General features: G+C 62.5%; 21 protein-coding genes. 11 read left to right on the top strand and 10 right to left on the bottom strand.

The window, feature by feature from the left end:
- Positions 1–13: 13 nt before the first annotated feature.
- From IPK70_01595 to IPK70_01575, 5 genes are all read right to left on the bottom strand, one after another.
- Positions 14–6127 (bottom strand): hypothetical protein, encoded by a 6114-nt coding sequence (locus IPK70_01595; protein MBK8225853.1) that lies wholly within the window; start codon positions 6125–6127, stop codon positions 14–16.
- Between the two features lie 92 nt (positions 6128–6219).
- Complete coding sequence (locus IPK70_01590; GenBank protein MBK8225852.1) at positions 6220–7248, bottom strand: FAD-binding oxidoreductase; 1029 nt, start codon at positions 7246–7248, stop codon at positions 6220–6222.
- Positions 7249–7276: 28 nt separating this feature from the next.
- The gene (locus IPK70_01585) at positions 7277–7636 is read right to left on the bottom strand and encodes a response regulator transcription factor (protein ID MBK8225851.1); all 360 of its coding nucleotides are present in this window, start codon (positions 7634–7636) and stop codon (positions 7277–7279) included.
- 89 nt (positions 7637–7725) lie between these two features.
- A complete protein-coding gene (gene rseP, locus IPK70_01580) occupies positions 7726–9063 on the bottom strand; it encodes an RIP metalloprotease RseP (GenBank protein MBK8225850.1) in 1338 nt (445 codons plus the stop codon).
- Positions 9051–10214 (bottom strand): 1-deoxy-D-xylulose-5-phosphate reductoisomerase, encoded by a 1164-nt coding sequence (locus IPK70_01575; GenBank protein ID MBK8225849.1) that lies wholly within the window; start codon positions 10212–10214, stop codon positions 9051–9053. The genes rseP and IPK70_01575 overlap by 13 nt, the downstream gene beginning before the upstream one ends.
- Positions 10215–10320: 106 nt before the next feature.
- On the opposite strand from IPK70_01575, the gene IPK70_01570 reads away from it, so the two are divergent.
- On the top strand, positions 10321–11739 hold the full coding sequence (locus IPK70_01570) for a hypothetical protein (protein MBK8225848.1): 1419 nt from the start codon (positions 10321–10323) through the stop codon (positions 11737–11739).
- Here IPK70_01570 and IPK70_01565 read toward each other — a convergent pair.
- The 3 genes from IPK70_01565 to IPK70_01555 all read right to left on the bottom strand — a co-directional run bounded on the left by IPK70_01565 (position 11736) and on the right by IPK70_01555 (position 13754).
- Positions 11736–12122: a glutaredoxin gene (locus IPK70_01565; protein MBK8225847.1), complete on the bottom strand. Its 387-nt coding sequence runs from the start codon at positions 12120–12122 to the stop codon at positions 11736–11738. The two genes, IPK70_01570 and IPK70_01565, sit on opposite strands and share 4 nt — an antisense overlap.
- A 135-nt stretch (positions 12123–12257) precedes the next feature.
- Positions 12258–12761: a hypothetical protein gene (locus tag IPK70_01560; protein ID MBK8225846.1), complete on the bottom strand. Its 504-nt coding sequence runs from the start codon at positions 12759–12761 to the stop codon at positions 12258–12260.
- 45 nt (positions 12762–12806) lie between these two features.
- On the bottom strand, positions 12807–13754 hold the full coding sequence (locus IPK70_01555; protein MBK8225845.1) for a threonylcarbamoyl-AMP synthase: 948 nt from the start codon (positions 13752–13754) through the stop codon (positions 12807–12809).
- Positions 13755–13790: 36 nt separating this feature from the next.
- On the opposite strand from IPK70_01555, the gene IPK70_01550 reads away from it, so the two are divergent.
- Entirely contained in the window at positions 13791–15737 is a 1947-nt protein-coding gene (locus IPK70_01550; protein ID MBK8225844.1) for an LTA synthase family protein, read from the top strand.
- Between the two features lie 24 nt (positions 15738–15761).
- Positions 15762–16181, top strand: coding sequence for a Rieske 2Fe-2S domain-containing protein (locus IPK70_01545; GenBank protein MBK8225843.1), 420 nt, complete (start codon positions 15762–15764; stop codon positions 16179–16181).
- On the opposite strand, the gene IPK70_01540 is transcribed toward IPK70_01545, so the two are convergent.
- Together IPK70_01540 and IPK70_01535 are read right to left on the bottom strand one after the other, a co-directional pair.
- Entirely contained in the window at positions 16182–17666 is a 1485-nt protein-coding gene (locus IPK70_01540; GenBank protein ID MBK8225842.1) for a GH3 auxin-responsive promoter family protein, read from the bottom strand.
- Positions 17667–17781: 115 nt separating this feature from the next.
- Positions 17782–18615 carry a M23 family metallopeptidase gene (locus IPK70_01535; GenBank protein ID MBK8225841.1) on the bottom strand — a complete coding sequence of 278 codons (834 nt, stop codon included), beginning with the start codon at positions 18613–18615 and terminating at the stop codon, positions 17782–17784.
- Positions 18616–18743: 128 nt separating this feature from the next.
- Here IPK70_01535 and IPK70_01530 point away from each other — a divergent pair, with 128 nt between their 5' ends.
- The 8 genes from IPK70_01530 to atpH all read left to right on the top strand — a co-directional run bounded on the left by IPK70_01530 (position 18744) and on the right by atpH (position 25198).
- On the top strand, positions 18744–21356 hold the full coding sequence (locus IPK70_01530) for a hypothetical protein (protein ID MBK8225840.1): 2613 nt from the start codon (positions 18744–18746) through the stop codon (positions 21354–21356).
- Positions 21357–21452: 96 nt separating this feature from the next.
- Positions 21453–21869, top strand: a complete 417-nt coding sequence (locus IPK70_01525; GenBank protein ID MBK8225839.1) for a polymer-forming cytoskeletal protein — start codon at positions 21453–21455, stop codon at positions 21867–21869.
- Between the two features lie 45 nt (positions 21870–21914).
- Positions 21915–22307 carry a hypothetical protein gene (locus IPK70_01520; protein MBK8225838.1) on the top strand — a complete coding sequence of 131 codons (393 nt, stop codon included), beginning with the start codon at positions 21915–21917 and terminating at the stop codon, positions 22305–22307.
- Entirely contained in the window at positions 22304–22531 is a 228-nt protein-coding gene (locus IPK70_01515) for an AtpZ/AtpI family protein (GenBank protein ID MBK8225837.1), read from the top strand. Before IPK70_01520 ends, IPK70_01515 begins: the two co-directional genes overlap by 4 nt.
- Before the next feature lie 130 nt (positions 22532–22661).
- The gene (gene atpB / locus IPK70_01510) at positions 22662–23804 is read left to right on the top strand and encodes a F0F1 ATP synthase subunit A (protein MBK8225836.1); all 1143 of its coding nucleotides are present in this window, start codon (positions 22662–22664) and stop codon (positions 23802–23804) included.
- Between the two features lie 25 nt (positions 23805–23829).
- A complete protein-coding gene (gene atpE / locus IPK70_01505) occupies positions 23830–24078 on the top strand; it encodes an ATP synthase F0 subunit C (protein MBK8225835.1) in 249 nt (82 codons plus the stop codon).
- A gap of 50 nt (positions 24079–24128) precedes the next feature.
- Complete coding sequence (atpF, locus tag IPK70_01500) at positions 24129–24638, top strand: F0F1 ATP synthase subunit B (GenBank protein MBK8225834.1); 510 nt, start codon at positions 24129–24131, stop codon at positions 24636–24638.
- Positions 24639–24679: 41 nt separating this feature from the next.
- Positions 24680–25198, top strand: a complete 519-nt coding sequence (atpH, locus tag IPK70_01495; protein ID MBK8225833.1) for an ATP synthase F1 subunit delta — start codon at positions 24680–24682, stop codon at positions 25196–25198.

Raw genomic sequence — 25198 nt, 5'->3', positions numbered from 1 at the left:
CCGCGGTTTCGCGCTATTCACCCACCTTCAGCCGCAGCCCTTCACTGTGACTGCTGAACTCCGGCGCGTACATGCACATTGCGGTGGTGATGCCGTTGCTGAACTCACCGCCGTGCGTCACCTTCAGCTCGTACTCGAACACATAGGTGCCGGGCCCGATCCGGTCGAAGAAGAAGTGCATGGCCGCATCGCGGATGCTGCGGTAGTAGCCGAGGCCGCCCTTCCACTCGTAGCCGCTGAGGGCATCAACGGGTTCCAGGCCAGCGGCGCGAAGGTCCTTGAGGTGCACGAAGTCGAGCCAGCGGTCGGTGCGCAGCTCCACGCGTACGGTTAGGCGGTCACCCGGCTTCAGCGCGCGCGCCTTATCGAGCTCGATCAAGCGCGCTCCCGTATCGGTCTGCTCCCGCAGCATCACGTTCCGCTTCAGGATGAAGGGCGATTCATGCGGGGTGACCTTGTCCATCTGCTCGAAGTACTGCCAATGGAGCGCGCCCCATTGCACGCCGTCACTCGCAGTGGTCACGGTCACGCGGCCCATCGAAGGCTTCACCTCCTCGCCTTTCCAGCTGCGCTCGAAATAGCCCGTGCCCGCTTCAGCCTTTGGGGCCTTCACCTCTTCCTCACCGACCTTGATCACGGGAGCATCCTTCGGCTCCAGCCAATCGTCGCCTACGAGCAACAAAGCGTAGCAGGCATCAGCCGTGGCCTTGGTGGTGCCCCAGTCGGTGGTGCGCTTCAAGGAGAGCAGGTATTGGCGCAGTGCGTTCACCTTCTGCCTGTCGCGTGCAACCAGCTCGAAGGCCTCGATCATGAGTGCGTGCGTCTCCGTGGGGAAGCTGCTCCAGGAATGCCCGGCCCGGAAATCCTTCCAATGCATGCCCAACTCTTCGCTCAGGGCGGCGCGCTGCGCGAGCGAAGCGGTGATCAGCTGAGAGTCCTCCTCATCGACCAACCGGTGCAGGATGATCGCGATCATGGCCTGTTCCTGCATTCCATATCGCAGCCAATTCCGTTGAGCGCGTTCCAGCATGAACTCCGCCGCGCTTCCCTTCTTGCGATCCAATGCATGCTGCGGGAAGTGACTGCGCGCATAGAGGTAGTGGATGTCGAACGCCGATGGATCCGGCAGGCTGTCGGCCTTGGTGCCGCGCAGGTCGCGTTGGTGCTCACGCTCCACTTCGGCATCGATCCAATCGATGGCACGCTTGATCATGCGTCGCGCATCGGTGTCGGGATCCAGTTCGAGCGCATCAAGCTGTTGCAAGTGCCCGAAGCCCGCCACGATGTGCTGCGTGATGTACCGCGAGGGCTGCATGCCGCTCCACCAGCCCCATGCGCCGTTCGGGAGCTGCTGCTCCTCGAGCTTCTTCAGCGAAGCAGCTTCCTCGTTCGCCATGCGGTGCAAGTCGAAGAATAGCGCGATGCGCCGTTTGCGCTCGCCCTCGTCCTTCGCGTTCAGCAGCCAGGGCGTCTCTTCGAGCACGATGCCCTTCAGCTCGGGGTTCTTCTCGAGTTTGCTCAAGAACGATTGCTCATTGCCCGCCGCTCCTTTGCTCCATGCATCAAAGACCTTCTTCACCTGCGGACGCTGCTTCACGATGTGCCCCGCGATCCGGTTGGCGTAGTAGCGGCTGAAGACCTGCTCGGCGCATTCGTGCGGGAATTCCATCAAGTACGGCAGCGCCTGCACGGCATACCAAGCCGGATTGGGCGTGTATTCCAATTTGAGGCTGTGGTGCCTTAGGGTTGCTTGTTGATTGAGGACTGAGGAAGTTGAGGGTTGCTGGATCAGCTTCTTCAACTCGAACACTTTCGTGCCCGCTTTGGTGATGCTGATGGGCACGCTCTCGGTGACGAGCACGCGATCGGTGAGGATCGGCAGCGGGCGTTCCTCGCCATCGCTCATGCTGCCGGCCTTGGCCATGATCCGCACGGCCACCGCATCCGATCCATCGGGCACCTTCACGCCCCACGACACCACAGCGCTACTTCCTGGCGCGGCGGTGAAGGCACGATCGGATTTCTTCAGGCTGAAGATGTCATTCACAGGCTTGTTCGTGATGGGATCGAAGAGCTCGAGGCGCGCGACACCATTGAGCGTTCCGCCCTCCACCACATTCACTTTGGCCGTCAGCGTGATCTGATCGCCCTGGCGCAGGTAGCGCGGCAGGTTGGGCACCACCATGAGCGGCTTCTGCGTGATCGCGCTCTGGGGGAACTGCGCGGTCTTCAGATCCGCGGTATGCGCCAGGCCCATGAAGTTCCATCGCGTAAGGGCATCGGGCATGGTGAAGCGCAGCACCACGCTCCCATCGCGGTCGGTGAGCAGGTCGGGGAAGAAGAAGGCAGTCTCGCGGAAGTCGGTACGCAATGGTGATGGCGCAGATTGATTCTCCGTCCGCTCTTGGCCCTCCTTGCGCATGGTCGACACTACTTCCAGTGAGGCTTCGTCCGCATCAACGACTGTGAACCCAAAAGCACTATCCATCGAAACATTCCCGGCCTCAGCGCGCGCCACAACACCTGGCATCGCCTGAAGCTCCATCTCGACATCCCCTCGCATTGCATGGCCCCGGATGCCCGATCCGCGATACCGCCCACTGCCGCCGTTCCAATAGTCGGCGAGAAGAACCGGATACATCCTTATGCTATCGGCAGTGCCGCGATAGCCCCAATTGACTCTCTGCGCATACGCCCCGCCGAACGGCACAGCCCTTCCCCAGCTGCGCTGTGCCTGGTTCGCATGCCACAATGCCATGCCCCAATCGGGTTGCGCGAATTGGTCCAAGGAGGCATCGTACATCGCCGCCAGCACCTGCGCTGCCACCTGCTCCTTCTTCGGGCCGGTGATCTTCAATCGCCATTCCTCCTTCGCACCGGGCAGCAGCTTGTCGCGGAAGCTCATCCATTCCACCTTCAGTTGCTTGTTCGTCCACGGCACCTCGATGCGCTGCACCTCCACGTGCTGGCGTCCGCGCTCCACGCACACCAAATGGACCGTGAAGCCGCCGCGATCCTCTTCGAGCACGGGGATCTCCACGCGCTGCTGCCCGTTCTTCAACTGGAAGGGGCGCATCACCGCGATGCGGCCATCGCGCTCCACTTCCATCAGCACGCGGCATCCGGGCAGGGCTGAGCTTAGCAGCAGGACGGCCTTCTCCCCCGGCTCACATCGATCCTTGAGCACTTGGGCATGGAACGCTTCGTTCTCAAAGCCCGTGTTCTGGATCTCCGGATCGAAGAGCGTGAAGACCTTGCTTGCTTCAACGTCACGACCGCTTGGGTCGGTGGCGCGCATGGTGAGGCGATAGGTGCCCACTTCCCAATCCTTCACACCGCTCAGGACCACGCGCCGTCCCTTCGGGTCAACGGCCAAATGCACCATCACCTCATCGCCTTCGGGCCAAGATTCAAGATCGCCTTCATCGGCGTAGGCATCATCCGGGAAGCGCTGCGCGAACTCAGAAGAAGTAATCAGATGACGATCGGGGCGTTCCCAAAGCCTTGGACGCTTCACGCTGCCCGTTGGCTTCTGCAAACGCGTGATGCGCACATCGAAGGGGATGTCCACGCGCTCGCCGTTGAGGTTGGCCACGCGAACGGCGATGCTGTCCGCAGTGCTTCGATCAAGTGCCTCCCCGATGGGCATGTCGAGCTCGATGCTCCGGTAGCCGATGAGCAAAGAGGTGCTCGCGCGCTGCGTCTCGCCGGTGATGTCCGTGGCCCAGGCCTCCACCGAATAATTGAAGGTCGGATCGGCCTCCTGCGGAAAAGCGCGATCGGCCTGCGCGATGAACTTCAAGGTGAACTTGCCTTGCGCATCGCACACCGCCTCTCCGCTGGCGATCTCGGTGCTGCGGCCCCATGGCAATCGGCCCCAGCGCCATCCGCACCACCACGGCATGCGCGCATTGCGGCTCACGGTGTAGCGCACGGTGGCGCCATCGAGCGGCACGCCTGCGTAGCTCTTCGCCACACCCGTGACCGTGGCTTCCTCGCCGAGCTTGGGTGTTGCCGACACGGGATCGAAGACCAACTCGAAGGTGGGCCGCTTGTATTCCTCCACCCGGACATACTTCTCTGCAAGGAGCTCGTCATCCTCCAGATACCATTGGCCGGTGAGCCGGTTGAGCGGCAAGGTGAACTTTCCATGATAGGCCCCGAAGCGATCGGTGGTCACTTCAAGCGAATCGACTTCCTCATAGTTGGCGTCGTACAGGAAGATGGTGGTCCCATAGTCCGCCTTCACGCGCTGATCGCGCCCATTGCCCTCCACCACGATGCCCTTGAACCAGAGCTCTTGACCTGGACGATAGATGGCGCGGTCGGTGAAGAGGAAGCTGCTGATGGCTTCTGGGTCTTCTTGTTCGCGGTGGCGGGTGTAATGCCCATCGGAGCCATGATAGTCATCGCTGTGCTCCACCTGAAAGCCGATATGGCCTTGCTGTTTGCCAAGATCGAATCGCGCGATGCCATCATCCGATGTGGATGAGAATGCGATCTCCTTCTTCCGTCGCTGGTCTTCCTCCCAAGAGCTGACCATCGCCCGCACCTGCGCCCCTGCGATGGGTCTGCCCGTGGTGCGGTCGAGCACGAGGAGCTCATGCTCGCGTCCATCATCGCGATGCACCAAGGCGAGGTTGGTGGCCTTCACTTCGCACCAACTGATGGCCGCGCGAACCGGATCGAGTTGCTCACCGGTAGAAGCGAACAGCACGTAGCGCCCGGAAGGCAGCGCTGCAATCGCGATCTCCACCGCATGCTCATTCAAGTCGCCATCATCGGGCAGCTCGATGCTCCATTCAGCAACGGGTTTCTGCTTCAGTAACCAGGCCTGGCGGTTGGGCTCATAGCGTGCATCCGCTTCGTCGCGTTCGGGATCGGCCACCACGCGCAGCCACGCTTTCGTGGCGTTCCGGTATTCCACCAGCGCGAGGAACTCTTTGCCCGGCGGAACAGCCTGCTCGGTGGTGATGATGATGGAAGGCTGCTGCAAGCCAGACATCAGCGAGGCGGCGTTGCGCGCTCCGAAGGTGCCCGGCCACTTGGCCATGGCCGCTTTGCAGAGGTCGAGCGCGGTACGCCGCTCCCACTTCCAATCGTTGCCACGCAACCGGTCATACTTGCCGCTCTGCTCTTCGTGCCAACGCGCCATGGCCACCATCACCTCCGCTTCGCAGGCATCTTCGGGCAGTCGTGAGCGCAGCATCTCCAAGGCGCCGAGGTAGAGGCTGTCCTTATCGGGCAGCACGCTGCGCTCCCGCACATACGCGAGTCGCTGCATCGCCGCGTCCACGTATGCATCGAGCTTGTCGGCGTTGATGTGCGCGCGCTCCAGCCGCTGATGGATCCGGAGCGCCTGGAACTCCCACGCGGTGCTGTCGCGATGCGTGAGCGACCGGAAGATGAAGGGCTCGAAGAGGCTGAAGTGCGCGGTGTCGTCGAGGGAGAAGCGCCATGCCGGTTCTGCAAGGCGCGTCTCGGTATTGCTGAAGATGCGCAAGGCGCGGTGGGCGAGCACATCGTAGATCGCGGGGCGCAGGTAATAGGCACCGGAATCGCCGGTGAGCAGCTCGCGCAATTCGCCCACGGGGATCCGGCGCAGCGTGTCGAAGGGCTCGATGGAAGCGCGCGCCTCACGGATCACGCGCTCCATGAAACGACCCTGCGTCCAGGTCTCCGGGTCGGCCGCATCGAAGGAGCCGTCGAGCTCGGTGCGCTCCATGATGTTCCAGCGGTCCTGCTGATAGCGCTGCCACCAGCGGTCCATGAGCGTGCTGCGCAGCAGCTGCGAAAGCGGCGTGGCGGCTAGCGATGCCCGCGCATCCATCGGCGCGATGATGCTGTCGGGATCGGTGCCGATCATCTCCTGAAATGAAGCTCGCCGGACCCACGCGGTGAACTCCGTGCGCCAATCCCCTTCGGCTCCAGCTTCGCTCAGCAGCTCATCAGTGCGCTCCAGTGCCGAGGCGTATTGCCCGATGCCGGCGAGCGAATCGATCACGGCCCAGCGCGGGTCGTGGACGGGCTTAGAGGCGATGGGCTTCTTGCTTCGGCACCCACCGACCAAAGCGAGCAGCAGGAACGGCAGGATCAAGCGGGAAATGCGGAGGGCGTGATGGCGCATGGGAGGTGAGAACGGCGCAAAGCTCAGGTTCGTGCGGGGAACACGACACGCAAGACCTGAAGATGCCTCAGCAGCTGCGATTGCACATGCCTTCAGGTGAAGCGCTGCACGTCCACTTCCGGATCCAGCGGTTTGCCGTTGAGCAAGTGATCGGCCAGGTGGGCCGCGCACCACGGGGCTAGCAGTCCTCCGCGCGCACCGAATCCGGAGAGCACCGCTTCATGCGGGCCAATGCGGCCCATTATCGGACGCCTGTCCTTGCTCGCTGGGCGCACGCCGGCCCAGTGATCCAGCACTTCGATCGGTCCGCTCCATAAACGCTGCAGGCGGTCAATCAGATGGCGCTTCCCTTCGTCGGTGGGTCCGCTCCACACATCATCCCATGCGAACGTGGAGCCCACGCGATAGACATCATCGCCGATGGGCACGATGAAGGCGCCGCGATGCACCATGCAATGCAGGCCCAGGCCGGGCAGGCGCACCGTGAGCCCTTCGCCCCGCACAGGCACCAATCCGGGCACCTCGTTGAACGGCCCGCCGCAATGCACCAGCAATGGAGCGCTGCGCCCGAGGACTTCCACGCCATGGGCCTTGCGGATGATGTCCATCTCATGGATGATCCGTTCCTCGAAGGCGCCGCTGGCGATCAAGCGCCCGCGGTGATCAGCCATCATGGCCTGCAGATTCAACCATGCGCAGCGCAACACGACACCATAACCGTAAGGATGCGGCAGCTTCTCCAGGCCTGCATCGCTCACCGGTGCGCTTGACAGCATGTGCTTGTGCTCCAGATCACGCATGCGCAGCTGCCAGATGGCGGCCTCCTGCGCCGTGGGGAAGATCTCCACGAAGGGCAGGGGCTTCCAGTAGTCCGCTTCTAAATCGAGCTCGAGCTCCCGGTAATACGCGCCGGCGACGGCCAGCATTTCCGACGCGCGCCAGCTCGGCAGGGTGCGGCGCAGCACGATGGGATTCACCACGCCTGCCGCCACATGGGACGCGCTGCCTGCCCGCCTGGCATCGAAGACCATGACGCGCAAGCCACGCGAGGCGAGGGTCTCGCTGAGCACGGTGCCGGCGAGGCCCTGGCCGATGATGAGGGCATCGTGGGTGAAGAGCATGCGCGAAGGTCGCGCAAGTCCCATGCGATCACGCCGCCATGAGCCTCCGCATCCGCTCGAGCAACTCCTCCTGGTCGTAGGGCTTCTGGATCAGGTCGTTGGCGCCCACGCCGCGCACGGTGGCGTGCAGGTGCGGCAACTCGTAGGCCGTGAGCACGAGGATGGGCGCGGAAATCCCTTGCGCGCGCAATTGCTCAACAAGGGTGAGGCCATCGGCGCCGGGCAGGCCGAGGTCGATGAGGATGAGGTCCGCTGGATGCGCAGCGATGCGCGCGAGCAGCTCGTTGCCGTCGCGCAGGGCGGTCACCTCCCATCCCGCCAGATGCAAGCGCTTCTCCAGCAGCTTGCGCACCAAGGCATCGTCTTCGATCAGCAGCACGTGCGGCATGGCCGCTCATACGGCAGCGAGGTGCGTGAGGTTTGTGAGACCCCGGATAGCCTCCTTCGTCGGCTTCCGGGGTGACGCTCCACGAAAGACTAATTGAAGATGGCCTTCAACAGATCGTTGCCGTTGGCGAAGAGGATGAGGCCGAGCAGCAGCACCATGCCGATCATCTGCGCTACTTCGAGCACGCGCTGGTGCGGGGGACGGCCGGTGACCATCTCGTAGAGCAGGAAGACCACATGCCCGCCATCGAGCGCGGGGATGGGCAGGATGTTCATGAAGGCGAGGATGATGCTGAGGAAGGCCGTCATGCTCCAGAAGACCTGCCAGTCCCATGTGGGGCTGAAGAGCCCGCCGATGGCGCCGAAGCCGCCGATCTGCTCCGCGCCCGATCTGCTGAAGAGGAACTTGAGCGAGCTCACATAACCGCCGAGCGTCTCGATGCCGCTGCTGATCCCGGCGGGAATCGATTGCAGGAAGCTGAAATCCTCATGCACCGTGTTGAAGCCGTAGCCGAGCTTCACCAGGGCATCGTAGGCCTTGGGCTTCACGCCGATGGTGCCGCGCTTGTCAACGCCCACCACGGCCATGTCCCGCAGACCGCCGCGCTCGTAGCCCACTACGGCGAACCCCTCCTTCCGCGTGGCGATCCGCTTCTTGAAATCAAAGAAGAATGGCGTGGCTACCCCATCGACGGACACGATGCGATCGCCGTTCCGCAGGACGCTGCGAGCGGCACCCGAGCCCGGCACGATGGTGTCGAGGTAGAAGGGGATCCGCGCGTCAAGCAGCGAGCGCTCGCCGCTATCGACCGCCATCTGGCTGAATCCCGCCGGCAAGCTGATGCGCACTTCCTCTCCGTCGCGGCCGATCACCAGCTCGCGCGCATCATCGAGCATGATGGCTGATTGCGCCTCGCCCACCGACTTCGGCGCTTTGCCGTCCACGCTGATGATGCGATCGCCATCGCGCATGCCCTGCGCCTCCAGGCTCTTGCTCACATGCACGCCGTAGATAGCGTTCTCGTTCGGCAGGTAGTCCCGGCCCCATACCCAGAGGATGCCGATGTAGATGAGCATGCCTAAGAGCAGGTTCACGGTGACGCCGCCCACCATGATGATGAGGCGCTGCCACGCGGGCTTGCTGCGGAACTCCCACGGCTCGGCGGGCTTGGCCATCTGCGCCTTGTCCATGCTCTCGTCCACCATGCCGCTGATCTTCACGTAGCCGCCGAAGGGGATCCAGCCGATGCCGAACTCGGTGTCGCCGATCTTCTTCTTCGCCAGCGAGAACCACGGATCGAAGAAGAGGTAGAACTTCTCCACGCGGGTCTTGAACCAGCGCGCAGGCAGGTAGTGGCCCAGCTCATGCAGCGTGACGAGGATGCTGAGACTGAGGATGAGCTGTGCTCCTTTGATCAGGATCTCCATGCGGAAGGGACGGACTCACGCGCCAAGCGCCGGGCTTCGGCATCGCTGGCCATGAGGTCGGCAAGTTGAGGATCGGGGGTGAATGGGACGCGCGAAAGGCAATGCTCCACGAGGTCGCTCATCTCCAGGAAGCCGATGGCGTCCTTGAGGAAGAGCTCCACGGCCACTTCGTTGGCGGCATTGAGCACGCAGGGGGCGTTGCCGCCACGGTCCATGGCATCGAGCGCGAGCGCGAGATTGCGGAAAGTGGCGAGGTCGGGTTGCTCGAACGTGAGCGCGGGGTACGCGGTGAAATCGAAGCGCGGCCAATCCGTTGCCAAACGCTGCGGGTACGAGAGCGCGTATTGGATGGGCAGCTTCATGTCGGGCAGGCCCATCTGCGCCTTCATGCTGCCATCGCGGAACTGCACCACGCTATGGATGATGCTCTGCGGATGCACCACGATCTCGATCTGCTCCTTCTTCAGGTTGAAGAGCCACTTCGCCTCGATGGCCTCGAGGCCCTTGTTCATCAGGCTCGCGCTGTCGATGGTGATCTTGGCGCCCATGTCCCAGTTGGGGTGCTTCAGGGCCTGCGCCTTGGTCACAGCTGCAAGCTCCTCGCGCGACTTCCCGCGGAACGGTCCGCCGCTGGCGGTGAGCACGATCTTCTCGATCGGGTTCTCCCATTCGCCGGCCAGGCATTGGAAGATGGCGCTGTGCTCGCTGTCCACCGGATAGATGTTCACCGCCTTCTCGCGCGCGGCCTTGGTGACGAGCGCTCCCGCCACCACGAGCGTCTCTTTGTTCGCCAGCGCGATGTGCTTGCCTGCGTTGATCGCAGCGAGCGTGGGCTTCAATCCTGCGTAGCCGACCAGTGCGGTGAGCACGATGTCGATGCCTTCCATGGTCACGGCTTGCTCCAAGGCATCGGCTCCCGCAAACGCCTTGATGCCGCGCGGGAACAACGCATCCTTCACGCGGGGCAATTGCGCGGCATCGCCGATCACCACCGCGTTGGGGGTGAACTCCAGCGCCTGCTCGATCAGCAGGTCCACCTGATTGCCGCAGGTGAGCAGCTCCACCTCGAAGTGCTCCTTCTGCTCGCGCACCACTTGCAGCGCTTGCGTGCCGATGGAGCCTGTGGAGCCGAGGATGGCGATTTTTTTCATGCGGGGCGCAAAGATCGTTGTTCGCGCCCCTGGTGAACCGGATCGCTGTAGCCGGGTACCGATCGTGCAATTCCATTCGTTCGTGCATCTGCACCCAAAGCCCGCCATGAAGCTCACCATCAGCATCCCCACGCCCTGCCACGAGGACTGGAGCGCCATGACCCCCCAGGCCACCGGCAGGCATTGCGCCATCTGCGCCACCACGGTGGCCGACTTCAGCCGTTTGAGCGATGCCCAGCTCATTGCGCGCTTCGAGCAAGGGGGCATGCCCAAATGCGCACGCTTCAGCAAGGACCAGCTGGACCGTGTACTGAGCAAGCCCGAAGAGCCAGCGCCGAACCTGCTCGCAGCCGCAGCTACGGGCGCAGCGCTGATGCTCGTATCGCCGGAATTGGCGGCACAGCAGGAACGGGAGATCTCGTTCGGCCAGCCCGTGATCCAGCAGCCGGTGCCGGTGGAAGCGCTCATGCGGGGAGTGGTGGAAACGCGAGAAACAGCACGCACCGAAGAAGCCGAACCGATGCTGGCTGGTGGCGCTGCGTTCCGCGCGGTGCGGCCAGATGGATCCTGGTATCACTACATCGATGAGGTCCGGGTTGATGGGCCTTTGCCGCCTCAAGAGGACATCACGATCCGTGGGGGCATGGCCGTGATCGAGGTGGTGGAGGATGAAGGAAACCGTGCATCGAACAGCGACTCTGCGGTCATGAACTCCGTACGTAAGCTGAGCCCCAAAGACATCGCCCCATTGCCGGTCAGGTCAAGCGATGCGACGGGCATCACTTGCTCACCGAATGCTCCTTCAAGTGCTAAGGATCAAGTTCGTGTCATCACCGGCGGACTCCCGGTCCACTACGGTGATGTCCCTTGGACCATCACCGACGTGAGCACCGTAAGGGGCCGGGTAATCGATGCGCAAGGCGAGCCCCTGCCCTACGCTCATTTGGTGTGGAGCGACGGTGAACATGCTGGTGCAACTGGTTTCGATGGTCGCTTCACGGTGCGACGAACGCCGCCGCACCGTGAGCATGCCATGCGTGTGCTTTTCGTCGGACATGAGCCACAAGAGGTGCCGCTCCCGATATCACAGGCGTGCCATGGCGAGAGCATCGTCGGTGATGCCGTGGATGCGCAAGGCAAGCCATTAGCGGGCGTAGCTGTCTCGATCGAATCCCTCGGGCTGAGCTGCACCACGGATGAGCTGGGCCGTTTCGCATTCGACGTGCCGCAAACCGGAATGCCTGATCGAATCGAATTGCAGGCCGTGGGCTTGGCCGGAAACGGCGCTCACGCGATCATCGAATCCGGCTCATTGCCGCAGTGCTTGCAGCTCGTGCTCGGCGGTGAAAGGAAGCAGGCGCGCGTTCTGCCCAAGGACATTGATCTTGGCGACATCGTGATGAACAGCGGGACCTTCTTCATGGGCGAAGTCGTGCTCATCGAATCAACCGCAAGCAAAGTGAAGCGCGGCATCACTCGCCCCTTCCGCTGGCTGGGCCGGCAAATCGCGAAGCCCTTCCACTAACTGGCTTTCCGCTGCGCCTCGTTGATCGTATTGATCAGCGATGCCGGCTCGCAGAGCACGGCTTTGTCGCCCTGCAAAGCGATGGGCGCCTTGAGCAGCCCCGGATTGTGCGCGAGCACTTGCAGCCACCCTTCGCCATCGAGGTCGCGACCGCGCAAGTTCTCCTGGTAATACGGATGCGCCCGGTTGAGCAGGTCCTTGGGCCGCAGGTTCAATTGCTTCAAGACCTGGCGAACGAAGGTGGTGCTCAGGCTCACCTCGCTCACATCCTGCTTGTTCACCTTCGGGGCGAGCGTGTACGCAAAGGCCAGCGCCTTGCGTCCCTCAGAGGTGCTGCTGTCGTACACAAGCGTCAGTTCCTTGGCGTTAAGGGTAGTGCTCATGGCCGTGGTGGGTTTGGTGCAGGGTGAAGATAAGCGCTGACCTGATCCGAACGGCGTTCGTGGCCCTCCATTGTGCGGAAGCGGCGAACGGTTCGACCGGAGCATGTGGAGGATCGACGGCCTCAGCCGTGCGGCTTATTGGGCGAGACGTGCCTTGAAGCGCTGTTCGACCCGGACGCTCAGGTCCTGTTTCTCCCACAGGCCATACACGAGCTCGATTTCCTTGATGGGCTCATCGGAGATGTTGCGCAGCCTGATGAACAGGAATAGCAGATGCTCATGCGCTTCCATGTCAACCTTGTCCTTGATTCGGGAATAGAGGTTCGGCGCCTTCTCAGTGATGTTCTTGTCGAAAATCTCAATCGAAACGCGTCCAAGGGGGTCTTTCTGAATGTCGATTCGCTGAATCGCACTGTCACCATTCACCGCGAGGCCTATGCCCATGCTCAGCACAGGCGGGAAGTGAGCCGTGTCTGTGGCTGTTACCATGAACAAGGCGCCAATCGAATGCGGATAGTCCTTGTTCAGGTATGCGGCCCTGATCAGAGAAAGCTGGAAACTGGGAACTGCGTCCGGTGCTTGCGCGAACGAGCCAGCTGTGAGAACCAGGAATAAGAGGGTGAGGCCCGAGTTGCGCATGATGATGAATGCAGGTAAAGGTATCCGCCGTCTGCTTCGACGGCTTCAGCGCGCCGCCGCCCTCAGCAAGCGATCATTGATTGCGCGGCCCAGCCCTTCATCCGGGAAACGCTCTGCTAGTATCACATCGCAATCGCTGGCGTCCAGTTCGCGCAGCGCCGAGAAGAGCGTGCGCGCGGCTTCATCCAGGTCGCCGCTGGCAGAAAGCCCAATGCAATGATGGACTGGGTATTCCACATGGAATGCGATCACGCCAATGCGCTTCCCTTGATGCAGCTCGAGGAGCTCGCTGACCTCGCCTACCTGCACTGGCTTGCGCGGCGCGTAGTGGCTCTCGAGCATGCCGGGCGCGACGGGCAGCACCTGCTTCACGGCAGGCGACACAGAGCCGATCACCGCTTCGATGGCTTCAATAGCGGTGCCCCCAGGCCGGTAAAGGATCCAGCGGTCGTGCTCCCATCCGATGATGGTCGATTCGACGCCTACCGCGCACGCCCCCCCGTCGAGGATGTACCGGATCCGGTCGCCGAGCTGATCGGCCACGTGCTGCGCGGTGGTAGGGCTCACGTAACCGAAAGGGTTCGCGCTGGGCGCCGCGAGCGGGAACTCGAGCGTGCCGAGCAATTCAAGCGTGAGCGGATGCGCCGGCATGCGCACGCCCACGGTGCCCAATCCGCTGGTGACGATGTCGGGCACCTCGGTGCGCTTGGGCAGCACCAAGGTGAGCGGGCCGGGCCAGAAAGCATCGATGAGCGCTTGCGCTCCGGGCGGCAGATCGCGCGCCACGCGGGTCACATCTTCCCGGCGACCCACATGCACGATCAACGGATCGAAGCTGGGGCGTTGCTTGGCGGTAAAGACCTTGAGCACGGCATCCGCATCGAAGGCATTGGCAGCGAGGCCATAGACCGTTTCGGTGGGGATGCCGACGATTCCGCCATCGCGCAAGAGGCTTGCGGCGATGCTCAAGTCTTTTCCCACACTTGCGCGCATGGGCCAAAGGTCAATGATCGGATCTTTGGCGACCGCATGCCTCGCCACCTCCTGCTCCTGTTCAAGCTCCTCGTCGTTGGATTGGTCGCCGGCACGCTCTTCCGCACCACATTGCTGTTTCTGCATCGCGATCAATGGCACGATGCAGCCCTCGCAGATGTGCTGATGGCGCTGTTCGACCGCGGCCTGCTCTTCGACCTGTACGCCTGCTCATGGACCCTTGCATTGCCCGCACTGCTGCTCGGGGTGGCGCATGCGTTAGGCGGCATGCAACCCTGGGCCTGGAGGCTTGCGCGCTGGGCGTTCACCCTGCCCTTCCTGCTGCTGCTCTTCCTCGCCAGCGCCGACATCCCCTATTTCGACTATACCAACATGCGCATCACCGATGCGGCGCTGATCACGTTGCATGACCCCGCGCAGGCATTCCTTGAACTCGTGACCACGCCTGCCTACCTAGGCACCTTGCTGCTCTTCGCGGCGCTGGCTTGGACCGTGGCGCGTGGCGTGGGGCGCCTCTTCCTATCGCATCAGGCTGCATCCACGTCGCCAGCTCCGGTCCGCTGGGCGCTGCTACCTCTTCCGCTCGCATTGCTCTTCCTCGGCATGCGCGGCTCGGCTGATTTCGATGAGCATCCGTTGATCGCTCAGGACGCCTTCTTCAGCGACTCGCCCTTCCTCAACCAGCTCGGCACCAATGCGGCCTTCAGCTTCATCGAGAGCCTCGGGCAGGATCACGTGAATCTATTGCCAGCCGAAGAAGCCCTCACGAATGCGCGGCGCTACCTGGGAATCGGCGCGCAGCGCTTCGCTTCTCCGATCGCGCGCGAAGTGCGCTTCGATGAACCGCCGCTGCGCCGCAACGTGGTGCTCATCCTGGTGGAAAGCCTAAGCGCCCAGCGCTTGCACCGGTACGGGCATCCGAAATGGCTGATGCCTTCATTGGAGCAGCTCATGGATTCATCCGTGGTGATGGATCGCTTCTATTCCAGCGGCATGCACACCGCGAACGGCATCTTCAGCAGTCACTATGGCCTCCCGCCGATCGGCGCGCAGCACCCTATGATGCATCCGAGCATGACGGCCCAGCGCTTCCACGGACTGCCGGGCACCTTGCGCGACAACGGTTACCGCACCTGCTTCATCAGCCCGGGCGATCCGCGCTTCGACAACATGAACGGATTCCTTCCTTCGAACGGCTTCGAGGAGCTGGTCTCGAGGGACGACTTCCCGGATTCCGACGCCAGCAACAGCTGGGGCGTGACCGATCATGCGCTCTACCGCATGGCGCTGCGCCGGGCCGACCGGTACGCGCGCGAGGGCCAGGTGCCATTCCTGCTCAGCCTGCTCACCGTGAGCAGCCACAAGTGGAGCAAGGCGCCGAGCGACATCCCGGGCTTCGCGCCCACGAGCGCCGATGATGACGAAGCGATCTACGAGTACGCCGACCGAGCCCTCGCGGAATTCCTTGCCGAAGCGCGCACGCGGTCCTGGTTCAACAGCACGCTCTTCGTGATCCTGGGCGATCACGGTCAGGCCTTCGACCCGCTGTACGAGGTGCCACTAGCCTACCACCATGTGCCGCTGCTCTTGCATGCGCCGGGCTGGTTGGAGCCTGATGCGATGCACGGCTTCGGCACCCAGGCCGACCTGCCCGCCACGATCCTTGGTCTCCTGCGCATCCCGCACATCGACAACACGCTCGGCAAGGACCTGATGCACGGCGGGCACGCAGCAGCCTACTTCTGCTCCGACCACCGCATCTGCGCCATCAACTCCTCGGGCTACCGTATCCGTGACCGTGAAGCGGTGCGCTTGTACGATCACCGGACGCGCAGCACGAGCGACGTGGCCGCCACGCGCGCCGCTTTGCGCGATTCGCTCGGGCGCTATGCCGAGAGCATGGTGCAGGCAGCGCAAGCCCTTGTGGAGCGCAAGCTCGCCGGAACCGATGGCATGCGGCCGGCCGATCATGCAGCGCGATAACTTCCGCCGATCAAAACCGAACGCATGCAACGAAGAGACTTCCTCCGCAGCGCCTGCCAAGCGTGCGCGGCCATGGCGCTGATCCCAGTAGCTGCCACGCTGGAGGGCTGTGCATCCACGGCGAAAGCGATGACCGTAACGGATGGCGTGCTGAATGTGCCGCTGGATGCGCTGGGCAATGGCAACAGCACTGTGGTGCGTGCGAACGGCCTTGCGAACAAGCTCATGATCTCGAAGCGCTCCGATGGCACCTACACCGCGCTGGAACTGAACTGCCCCCACAAAGGCGGGCCGATCAAAGAGAAAGAAGGTCAGCTCGTATGCGGCTGGCACGGCAGCGCATTCGACATGAATGGGGACTTGAAAAAAGGACCCGCGAAGACCGGCTTGAAGACCTATCCGGTTGAAGCGGACGGGGGCATGCTGCGGGTGAGGCTGGCGTGATCAGCGCAGCCCTTCCGTGTACTTCCGGTCATTCGCCAATCGCGGCACCTTGCTCTGCGCGTCGTTCATGCCGCGTGCTTTCATCCATGCGGCGAACGCGCCGCGCGGCAACGAACGGATCACCAAAGGCCGCAGCACCTTGCCGGTGATGAGGTCGCGGTAGTACGGGTTGCGCTTCTGCAGGGCCGAATCGATCGCCAACGCGAACCGCTCGCTGTCCGATGGCGGCGCCGCGAATTCGATGTACCACTCGTGATGCGGGAGCCCTTCCGCCGGCGAAAGCTGCGGCGCCACGGTGAACTCGGCCACCTCGCACGGCACTTGCTCCATGGCATCCTTCAGCGCGCCCTCGACCTCCTCAGCGATCACATGCTCGCCGAAGGCGCTGGTGAAGTGCTTCGTCCGGCCGGTGACGACGATGCGCGGCGGTGAGAGCGAGACGAAGCGCACGGTGTCGCCGATCTCGTACCCCCAAAGGCCAGCGTTGGTGTGCAGCACGAGCGCGTAATTCACGCCCACCTCCACCTCGGCGATGGAGAGGCGCTTGGGCGCGGGCTTGCCCAGCTCGCTGGTGGGGATGAACTCGAAATAGATGCCGTTGTCGAGAACGAGCAGCAGTCCCTCCTCGTTGCTCATATCCTGGTACGCGATGAAGCCCTCGCTCGCGGGGAACAATTCAATGCTGGGCACGCTGCCGCCGATGAGCGATTCCAGGCGCGCACGGTAGGGCCCGAAATTGACGCCGCCGTAGACGAAGAGCGAGAAATTCGGGAAGACCTCTTTCACCTTCGCTTTGCCCGTGCGGGCCAGCAAGCGCTCGAAGTACATCTGCACCCAGGCCGGTATGCCACTGATCAAGCGCATGTCGGCCTTCATCGTCTCGGTCACGATCGCCTCCACTTTCGTCTCCCAATCGGCGATGCTGTTCGTGGTGAACGAGGGCAGCCGGTTCTTCAGCAGGTACCTCGGGACATGATTGGCCACGATGCCGCTGAGCCTGCCCGTAGGAATAGCGCGGCTCTTGTCCAGCACCGGGCTGCCTTGCAGGAAAATCATCTTGCCATCCACGAAATCGGAACAGCCGCTGTGCGCGATGTAGGCGAGCAAGGCGCGCCGCGCGCTGCCGATGTGGTTGGGCAGGCTCTCGCGCGTGATGGGAATGAACTTCGCCCCGCTGGTGGTGCCGCTGGTCTTGCACAGGTAGAGAGGCTGCCCGGGCCAGAGCACATCGCGTTCACCGAATAGGATACGGTCGATGTACGGCCTGAAGCCTTCATAATCGCGCAGCGGGATGGCCTGCGCTAAGGAAGAATGGTCGCGCACCTGGTGCAGGCGGTGCTCAAGGCCGAAAGCCGTATCGCCGGCGAAACGAACGAGCTCGTTCAGAACCGCCTGCTGCGTGGCCACCGGGTCCAGCGCGCGCCGCATCACGGCTTGGGTGACCTTGCGCGCATAAGGCTTCGCGATGCTTGACTTGAGGCTCATGGCAGACAATGATTGCATAAAAGCCCTGGCCCGAACACTGCGCACCGGGAAAAGCACAGGACCGGTGCGAAGCAACCCCCAACCGACGTAACCTCCAATCTCGATCGCACTTCCGCTACTGAAACATCATGTACGCTGCCGGGTCCACCGCATCGCCATTGTGCCAGAGCTCGAAGTGCAGATGGGGACCGGAGCTGTTCTCGCCGGTATCGCCCACGATGGCGATCGCCTCCCCCGGCTTCACACGATCGCCGGCCTTCTTGAGCAGAACGCGGTTGTGCTTGTACACGCTCACCAACCCGTTGGTGTGCTGCAGGGCGAGCACGTGCCCCGCATCAGTGGTCCAGCTCGATAATGCCACGGTGCCCGCCAGGCAGCTCTTCACCGCAGCATCAGGCGCGGTGACGATATCGATTCCGAAATGGCCCTTAACCCGGTCGAATGCACTGGTGACGACGCCCTCCACGGGCGGCACGAACAACACGCTGGCCAGCTCGCGGCGCTCGCTTGCGCCCCGGCCCTCAACCAAGCTGTACTGCTCTTCCCGCTGGATGCGCGCACGCAACGCGCTATCGGGAGCGCCGGGACCCAATCCGGCAGGATCCTGACGCACCAGGGCCGGCCGCTGAAGGGTCGCACTGTCAAGCGGCTGCTCGCCAGTGAGCACGGCCTGCAGGTTGTGGATGAAGGCCCGCTGTTCAGTCAGGGCCACCTGGAGCGAGTCGGCGCGCTCTGCGGAGCGGATCGCCTGAACACGGGTCTCCTCGTCGCTGTATCCGGGGATGAAGCGTTTGAGCGGTGTGAAGACGATGAGGGTCGACACCAAAGCACCGTAGAGCAGGAAGGCCAGCACCGTGAACACCAGGACGCTCAGCAGGTTGAGTCGTGCACTGAGCCGCTCGGCGAAGGTCCGATCATCGATGAGCACCAGCCGGTACTTACTGCGCAAGCGCGCCAAGAACCCACGCCTGAGCTTCCTGTTGGGCCTGTTCTCCGGAGCAGCCATTCGGCGAAGTTCGCCCACGCGGCGTTGGGGGCCATGAAATAACTTCGGCCGCTCGCAGTTATCCACGCCGGATGCGCACCTTCCTTCATCCCGCAACCCTCGCCCTGCTCTTGTTGGCCGCCGGCTTGCTTGCCGGCTGCAAGCAGGACAAGGACAGCTTCGTGAACCGCACCTACCATCGGCTCACCGCGCGCGACAACGGCTGGTTCAATGCCAATGAGAAGCTGAAGGAGACGGTGATGGGCATTGAGGACGCCCATGTCGACGACTTCGACAAGGTGCTCCCGCTGTTCATATACGGCAGTGAGCAGCAGGCCAAAGCCGCGACTCCGGACCTGGAGAAGTGCATCGACAAGTGCTCGCTGGTGATCGAGCGGCACAGCATGGATATCAAGGGGAAGGAGAAGAACACGTGGATCGACGACGCTTGGTTCGTGATCGCCCGCAGCCAGTTCTACAAGCGCAACCACTCCGAAGCCGAGCGAGGCTTCGCGCATATCACCCGGCAATACAAAGGCTTCAACCGCGAATACGACGCGCAGATCTGGCTAGCGCGGACTGCCATCGAGCTCGAGCAGTTCGGGAAGGCCCAGAGCGCCCTGGATCATGTGGGCAACGCGAAGAAGCGGCCCAAGCATCTCGACGAAGGGCTGCTGGCGGCCGTGCATGCCGAGCTGGAACTCAAGCGCGGCAAGGTCGATGATGCCATCCTCCACCTCGAGCGGGCTATCCCGATCGCGCGCACCAAGCGTGAGCGCGTGCGCTGGGACTTCGTGCTGGCGCAACTCTACCAGCTCAAGGGGCAGGAGAAGAAGGCCATCGATCAGTTCGCGGCCGTGGCCAAGATGGGCCCTCCCTACGAGATGGCCTTCCATGCGCAGATCTTCCAGGCGCTCGCCTACAACAAGGGCGACAGCAAGGCCTTGCGCAAGATGCTCAAGGGCATGCTGCGCGACGATAAGCACATCGACCACTTCGATATGATCCACTACGCCTTGGCGGAGCTGGACCTGAAGGAGCGCAAGAAGGAAGATGCGCTTGCGCACCTGCGCACCAGCGTGAAGGCCAGCACCAACGACACCAAGCAGAAGGCGAAGAGCTTCCTGAAGCTCGCCGATGTGCACTTCGATGATCGCCTGTACCGACCAGCACAGCAGTACTACGACAGCACCAAGGCCTTGCTGGACCCGAAGCACCTGCGCTTCGATGAAGTGGAAACACGGGCGCGGGTGCTCGGCGACCTGGTGGAGCAGCTCGAGATCATTGCCCGTGAAGACAGCCTGCAAGCACTCATGGGCCTCGATCCCGAAGAGCTCCAGAAGAAGATCCGCAGCATCATCCGCAAACGCGAGGACGCTGAAGAGGAACTGCGCCGCAAGGAAGAGGAGGCCCGGTCAGCTCCGGAGGCCACAGCCGATCGGCCCGCAGCGCCGGCTGTGGGAGGTCGCGGGAACTGGTATTTCTACGACCCACAGCAGATCAGCAGGGGCATGGCCAACTTCAAGAAGAAGTGGGGCAACCGGAAGCTCGAGGACGATTGGCGCCGGCAGGACCGCAGCGGCAGCGCTCTTGCGCAATCCGAGGAGGAAGAGGAGGAAGAAGGACCGGATGGGAAAAACGGCAAAGAGGCCGAGTGGAAAGATCCCGAATCGTACCTGCGCGACATCCCCAAGGATGAAGCGGCCGTGGCAGCCTCCAATGGCCGCATCTGCGGGGCCTTGTACACCAGCGGCATGATCTACAAGGAGCAGCTCAAGGACATCGACAATGCCATCGAGAGCTTCGAGGTGCTCAACAACCGCTTCGAGGAGTGCCAATACACCCCAGAGAGCCATTACCAACTCTACCGCATTTACCTGAAGAAGGAAAGCGAGGGCTGGGTGGACCTGATGGGCGGCAGCGGCTCGAAGACCTATGCGGACATCATTCTGGAGCGATGGCCCGACTCTGAATTCGCCCGGCTGGTGCGCGATCCCAATCTGCTGCTGGCCGATGCAGAGCGTCGGGCTGCGGAAGAGGAGGCCTACCGCGATGTATACCGCATGTTCCGCGACCGGTCCTATTACCCCACCATCACCGCTTGCGACCGCGTAATCCTCGAAGAGCCGAACAACCACTTCCGGCCGAAATACCACTTCCTGAAGGCCATGGCCATCGGTGGCACGCGCAATGTGCCGGAGTACAGGTCGGCGCTTACCACCGTGAAGGACGAATTCCCGGGCACCGAAGAGGCCACGCGCGCCGAAGAGCTGCTTGCCAGCCTGGATGGCGTAACCGGAGGGGCGCCCAAGCCCAAGGCACCCACAGGCACAGCCTACTCTGCTGACGACGGGCCACAGACCTATGTGGTCGTGGTGCCTTCGTCAGGCGCCGATATGGATGTCATGCGCGCGGCGGTCTCGGATTTCAATGCAGCCTATTTCGGCCACACCCCCTTGCAGGTCTCCGGGAGCATCCTCGATGCCGAAAGGCGTTTGGTGCTCATCGCACCGCTTCCGGACAAGGCCAAGGCCATTGAATACCATAACCTCTTTTACGGCAACGAGGATATGCTGCAAGGACTCGCGGACCAAGGTTATCCGGTCTTCGCCATCAGCCAGGCCAATTATGCAGCCTTCTTCAAGGCCAAGGATGTGGACGGTTATCAAGCCTTCTTCCTTCAGAACTACCTTGACGGTCAGTAGGATAAGCGGAGGCTTCGGCTATATTTGCCCGCGACGGTCCGTTTCACCCAACGCCCATTAGCCATGTTCGGCAGCGACAAAACCGCCCCAGCACCCATGAGCAAGCCCAACGAACCCGTAAGCCCAGGCAAGATCAACAGCATCATGGAAGGCACCTCCATTGTGGGCGAGGTGAACAGCGATAGCAATATCCGCATCGATGGGAAGGTGAAAGGCACCGTGAATGCCCGCGGCCGTGTGATCATCGGGCAAACCGGCGTGATCGAGGGAGAGGTGATCTGTCAGAGCAGCGACATTGAAGGCACGTTGGTGGGCAAGATCAATTGCCAGGACCTGCTGAGCCTGAAGGCCACCGCCAAGCTCCAAGGCGACATCAATACGAAGAAGCTGGCCATTGAGCCTGGAGCCGTATTCACCGGCAATTGCAGCATGGCCGGCGGCGTGGTGAAGGAAATGGACCCTGTCCGCTTGCAGAGCGCACCCCGGCCAGAGCAGGCGCAAGCCGGCCGCTGATTCTCCCTGTTGATTCGATTCCCGACACCCGCACGGGTGCCCCCCATGGCCCCTCAGCGCTGGTCCTTCCTGATTCCCATCGGACTGTTCACTGCGGCCATGGCCGTTCTGCTCTGGATCGCGCTTTATGGCCTTCGGGTCCCGTTCGAGCCGCTTCACGCCATCATGCTCGCGTGGTTCGCGCTCGTCACTGCATCGCTCCATCTCTGGCAGGAGCACGCCATGGCCACCGACCCGAAAGGCTTCGTCCGCCGCTTCATGGGCGGTCTCATGCTCAAGATGCTCCTATCGCTCGGCGTGCTCGTGGTGCTCCTGCTGCGCGCACCGAAAGAGACCCTGATGATCTCGGGCATCGCATTCGCGGTGCTTTATCTGGCTTTCCTCTCCTTCAGCACGGTGCGGCTCAGCAGCCTGTCGCGCAAGCTGCCCAAGGCATGAGCGCCAGCGAAGACATGAAGAAGGCGCGCAAGGGCTACGACGATTACCTGCGCTACACCGGTCTGGGATTCACGATGCTCGGTGTCGTGCTGGCCTTCACCGCAATCGGCTGGTGGCTCGACAAGCAGTTGCATTGGGTCTTCCCGGCCTGCACGTTGGTGGGCAGCTTGCTGGGTATCGCAGGATCCATGGTGTACCTGTTCAGGGAGACCGGGAACAGGTGATTGCAATTCCCCGCTTTCCCGAATGAAGCGGTTGCCTACATTCGCGGCCGCAAAGAGAGGGCACCGTCCCGCATCCATGTCGCTGAAAGCCTTGCTGCGCCTGAGTTTCCTGTTGATGGCAGCCCTGCTGATGGGCCCACTTTCCGCGCAGCACGAAGGGCATGGGCACCCCGAGGCGGGCGCTGTACAGGCCGAGCAATCGGTTCATGACCAAGCCGATCATGCGCACGCCGACTCCGCCATGGCCGTGACCACCATGGGCCATGAGGCAGAGGCCAAGCACACTGAAGAGAAGAAAGGCTTCGACGCCGGCACGCTCATCATGAGCCACATCGGCGATGAGCATGGCTGGCACCTCTGGGGCCACACCAGCTTGCCGCTTCCCATCATCCTTTACAACAGCGAGCGCGGCCTGAGCGTGTTCAGCAGCAGCCGTTTCGACCATGGCCACAAGGCCTATGGCGGCTACCTGCTGCACGACGGGCACATCGCCGCCACCGACGCGCCTGACGGCACCGACGCGCATCACGCGACCATCAACGAGGAGCTCACCAAGGCCACTTGGGACATCAGCATCACCAAGAACGTGATGAGCCTCTTCGTGAGCGTGACGCTCCTGCTCATCATCTTCCTCAGTGTGGCCAAAGCCTACACCCGTCGCGCAGGCCAGGCGCCCACTGGCCTGCAGAACCTCATCGAGCCCATCATCCTGTTCGTGCGCGACGATGTGGCCAAGAGCGCCATCGGCCACAAGTACGAGCGCTTCTTGCCTTATCTGCTCACGGCCTTCTTCTTCATCTTCCTGAACAACCTGTTGGGACTGGTCCCCTTCTTCCCTGGCGGCGCCAACCTCACGGGCAACATCGCCGTCACGATCGTGCTGGCCCTGATCACCTTCATCATCGTCACGGTGAACGGCAACAAGCACTACTGGCATCACATCCTGGCCATGCCGGGCGTGCCGGGCTGGGTGCTCGCGATCCTCACGCCAGTGGAGATCCTGGGCATGTTCCTGAAGCCCTTCGTGCTCATGATCCGACTCTTCGCCAACATCACGGCAGGCCACATCATCGCGCTCAGCTTCTTCAGCCTGATCTTCGTATTCGGCGAGACCAGTGCGGGCGCCGGCTATGGCGTGGCCATAGGCTCCTGGGCGTTCACGGTGTTCATGATGTGCCTCGAGCTCCTCGTAGCCTTCATCCAAGCCTATGTCTTCACCTTCCTCAGCGCCATGTACATCGGTGCTGCCGTTGAGGAACCGCACCACCACTAGAACCTTCACAAACAACCACGTTCCCATGTTCCTCTCTGTCCTCCTCGACCTCGGCACCGGTTACGGTATCGCTGCTCTCGGCGCTGGTCTCGCTGCCCTTGGTGCCGGTGTTGGCATCGGCCGCATCGGCGGTGATGCCGTGCAAGCCATGGCCCGCCAGCCCGAGTCGATCAACGATCTGCGCGCCAACATGATCCTCACTGCCGCTCTCGTTGAAGGTGCTGCCTTCTTCGCGATGGTGGTGGGCCTGCTGGTCGTGCTGAAGACCGCTTAAACAGCGGCCTTCCGTTGTTCAGTCATTCACCTCACTGATCCCGCACGCCCATGCTGCTCGCGAGCCTCGTAGAGCCCTCCATCGGCCTCATCTTCTGGATGACGCTGACCTTCCTGACCGTGCTCTTCATCCTGGCCAAGTTCGCCTGGAAGCCCATCCTCAATGGACTGAAGGAGCGTGAGGCCAGCATCGCCGATGCCTTGAATGAAGCGAAACGCGCACGCGAAGAGATGGCCGCGCTGGGCGCGAAGAACGAGGAGCTCATGCGCGCCGCCCGTGAAGAGCGCGAAGTGCTCCTGAAGGAGGCGCGCGACATCCGCGACAAGGAGATCGCCGAGGCCAAGGGCAAGGCGAAAGCCGAGGCCGAAGCGCTGTTGTCCCGCGCCCGCGCCGATATCCAGAACGAGAAGAAGGCCGCCATCGTGGAGATGAAGAACCAGCTCGCAGAGCTCAGCATCCAGGTGGCCGAAGTGATCCTCAAGGAGAAGCTCGCCGATCGCGCCGCGCAACAATCCCTGGTGGACAAAGTGATGAACGAAGCCGAGCTGCGCAAGTCATGAAGAACCCCGCGCCGGTCGCATATCGTTATGCCCGTTCGCTGATGGACATGGCCCGGGAGAAGGGTCAGCTTGACGCGATGCAGGCCGATATGCGCCTGCTGGCGAGCACCTGCGCCGAGAACCGGGAGCTGGTGGTGATCCTGAAAAGCCCGGTGGTGAAGTCCGATGCGAAGGACCGGATCCTGAAGGGCATCTTCGACGATAAGGTGGGCCCGATCACCAGGTCCTACATGGGCATCCTGGTGCGCAAAGGCCGCGAGTCGCTTTTGCCCGATGTGGCCGCGGCCTTCAACGAGCTCTTCAAGGTGGACCAGAACATCGTGACCGCTGTGGTCACCAGCGCTGTTGCGCTGAATGCTGATACCCGCGCCCAGGTGATCGCCCTCGCGATGAAGCAGCACCCTGGCAAGACGATCGATCTGAAGGAGAAGGTCGATCCCGCCCTGATCGGAGGCGTGAGCATCCGCATCGGGGATGAGCAGTACGATGGCACCGTGAGCCGCCGACTCGCCGATCTGCGCCGCGAATTCTCCAAGAACCCGTACATCCCCGCGATCTAA

Source organism: Flavobacteriales bacterium (assembly GCA_016712535.1).
In the GTDB taxonomy this organism is placed as follows: Bacteria; Bacteroidota; Bacteroidia; order Flavobacteriales_F; family PHOS-HE28; genus PHOS-HE28.
The sequence above is the reverse complement of the archived record's forward strand: the minus strand, read 5'-3'. Positions and strand labels throughout refer to the sequence as shown.

Excerpts from the sequence above, each read along its gene's own strand:
- IPK70_01595 (MBK8225853.1), bottom strand. The coding sequence starts at position 6,127 with ATGCGCCATCACGCCCTCCGCATTTCCCGCTTGATCCTGCCGTTCCTG.
- IPK70_01590 (MBK8225852.1), bottom strand. The coding sequence starts at position 7,248 with ATGCTCTTCACCCACGATGCCCTCATCATCGGCCAGGGCCTCGCCGGC.
- IPK70_01585 (MBK8225851.1), bottom strand. The coding sequence starts at position 7,636 with ATGCCGCACGTGCTGCTGATCGAAGACGATGCCTTGGTGCGCAAGCTG.
- rseP (MBK8225850.1), bottom strand. The coding sequence starts at position 9,063 with ATGGAGATCCTGATCAAAGGAGCACAGCTCATCCTCAGTCTCAGCATC.
- IPK70_01575 (MBK8225849.1), bottom strand. The coding sequence starts at position 10,214 with ATGAAAAAAATCGCCATCCTCGGCTCCACAGGCTCCATCGGCACGCAA.
- IPK70_01570 (MBK8225848.1), top strand. The coding sequence starts at position 10,321 with ATGAAGCTCACCATCAGCATCCCCACGCCCTGCCACGAGGACTGGAGC.
- IPK70_01565 (MBK8225847.1), bottom strand. The coding sequence starts at position 12,122 with ATGAGCACTACCCTTAACGCCAAGGAACTGACGCTTGTGTACGACAGC.
- IPK70_01560 (MBK8225846.1), bottom strand. The coding sequence starts at position 12,761 with ATGCGCAACTCGGGCCTCACCCTCTTATTCCTGGTTCTCACAGCTGGC.
- IPK70_01555 (MBK8225845.1), bottom strand. The coding sequence starts at position 13,754 with ATGCGCGCAAGTGTGGGAAAAGACTTGAGCATCGCCGCAAGCCTCTTG.
- IPK70_01550 (MBK8225844.1), top strand. The coding sequence starts at position 13,791 with ATGCCTCGCCACCTCCTGCTCCTGTTCAAGCTCCTCGTCGTTGGATTG.
- IPK70_01545 (MBK8225843.1), top strand. The coding sequence starts at position 15,762 with ATGCAACGAAGAGACTTCCTCCGCAGCGCCTGCCAAGCGTGCGCGGCC.
- IPK70_01540 (MBK8225842.1), bottom strand. The coding sequence starts at position 17,666 with ATGAGCCTCAAGTCAAGCATCGCGAAGCCTTATGCGCGCAAGGTCACC.
- IPK70_01530 (MBK8225840.1), top strand. The coding sequence starts at position 18,744 with ATGCGCACCTTCCTTCATCCCGCAACCCTCGCCCTGCTCTTGTTGGCC.
- IPK70_01525 (MBK8225839.1), top strand. The coding sequence starts at position 21,453 with ATGAGCAAGCCCAACGAACCCGTAAGCCCAGGCAAGATCAACAGCATC.
- IPK70_01520 (MBK8225838.1), top strand. The coding sequence starts at position 21,915 with ATGGCCCCTCAGCGCTGGTCCTTCCTGATTCCCATCGGACTGTTCACT.
- IPK70_01515 (MBK8225837.1), top strand. The coding sequence starts at position 22,304 with ATGAGCGCCAGCGAAGACATGAAGAAGGCGCGCAAGGGCTACGACGAT.
- atpB (MBK8225836.1), top strand. The coding sequence starts at position 22,662 with ATGGGCCCACTTTCCGCGCAGCACGAAGGGCATGGGCACCCCGAGGCG.
- atpE (MBK8225835.1), top strand. The coding sequence starts at position 23,830 with ATGTTCCTCTCTGTCCTCCTCGACCTCGGCACCGGTTACGGTATCGCT.
- atpF (MBK8225834.1), top strand. The coding sequence starts at position 24,129 with ATGCTGCTCGCGAGCCTCGTAGAGCCCTCCATCGGCCTCATCTTCTGG.
- atpH (MBK8225833.1), top strand. The coding sequence starts at position 24,680 with ATGGACATGGCCCGGGAGAAGGGTCAGCTTGACGCGATGCAGGCCGAT.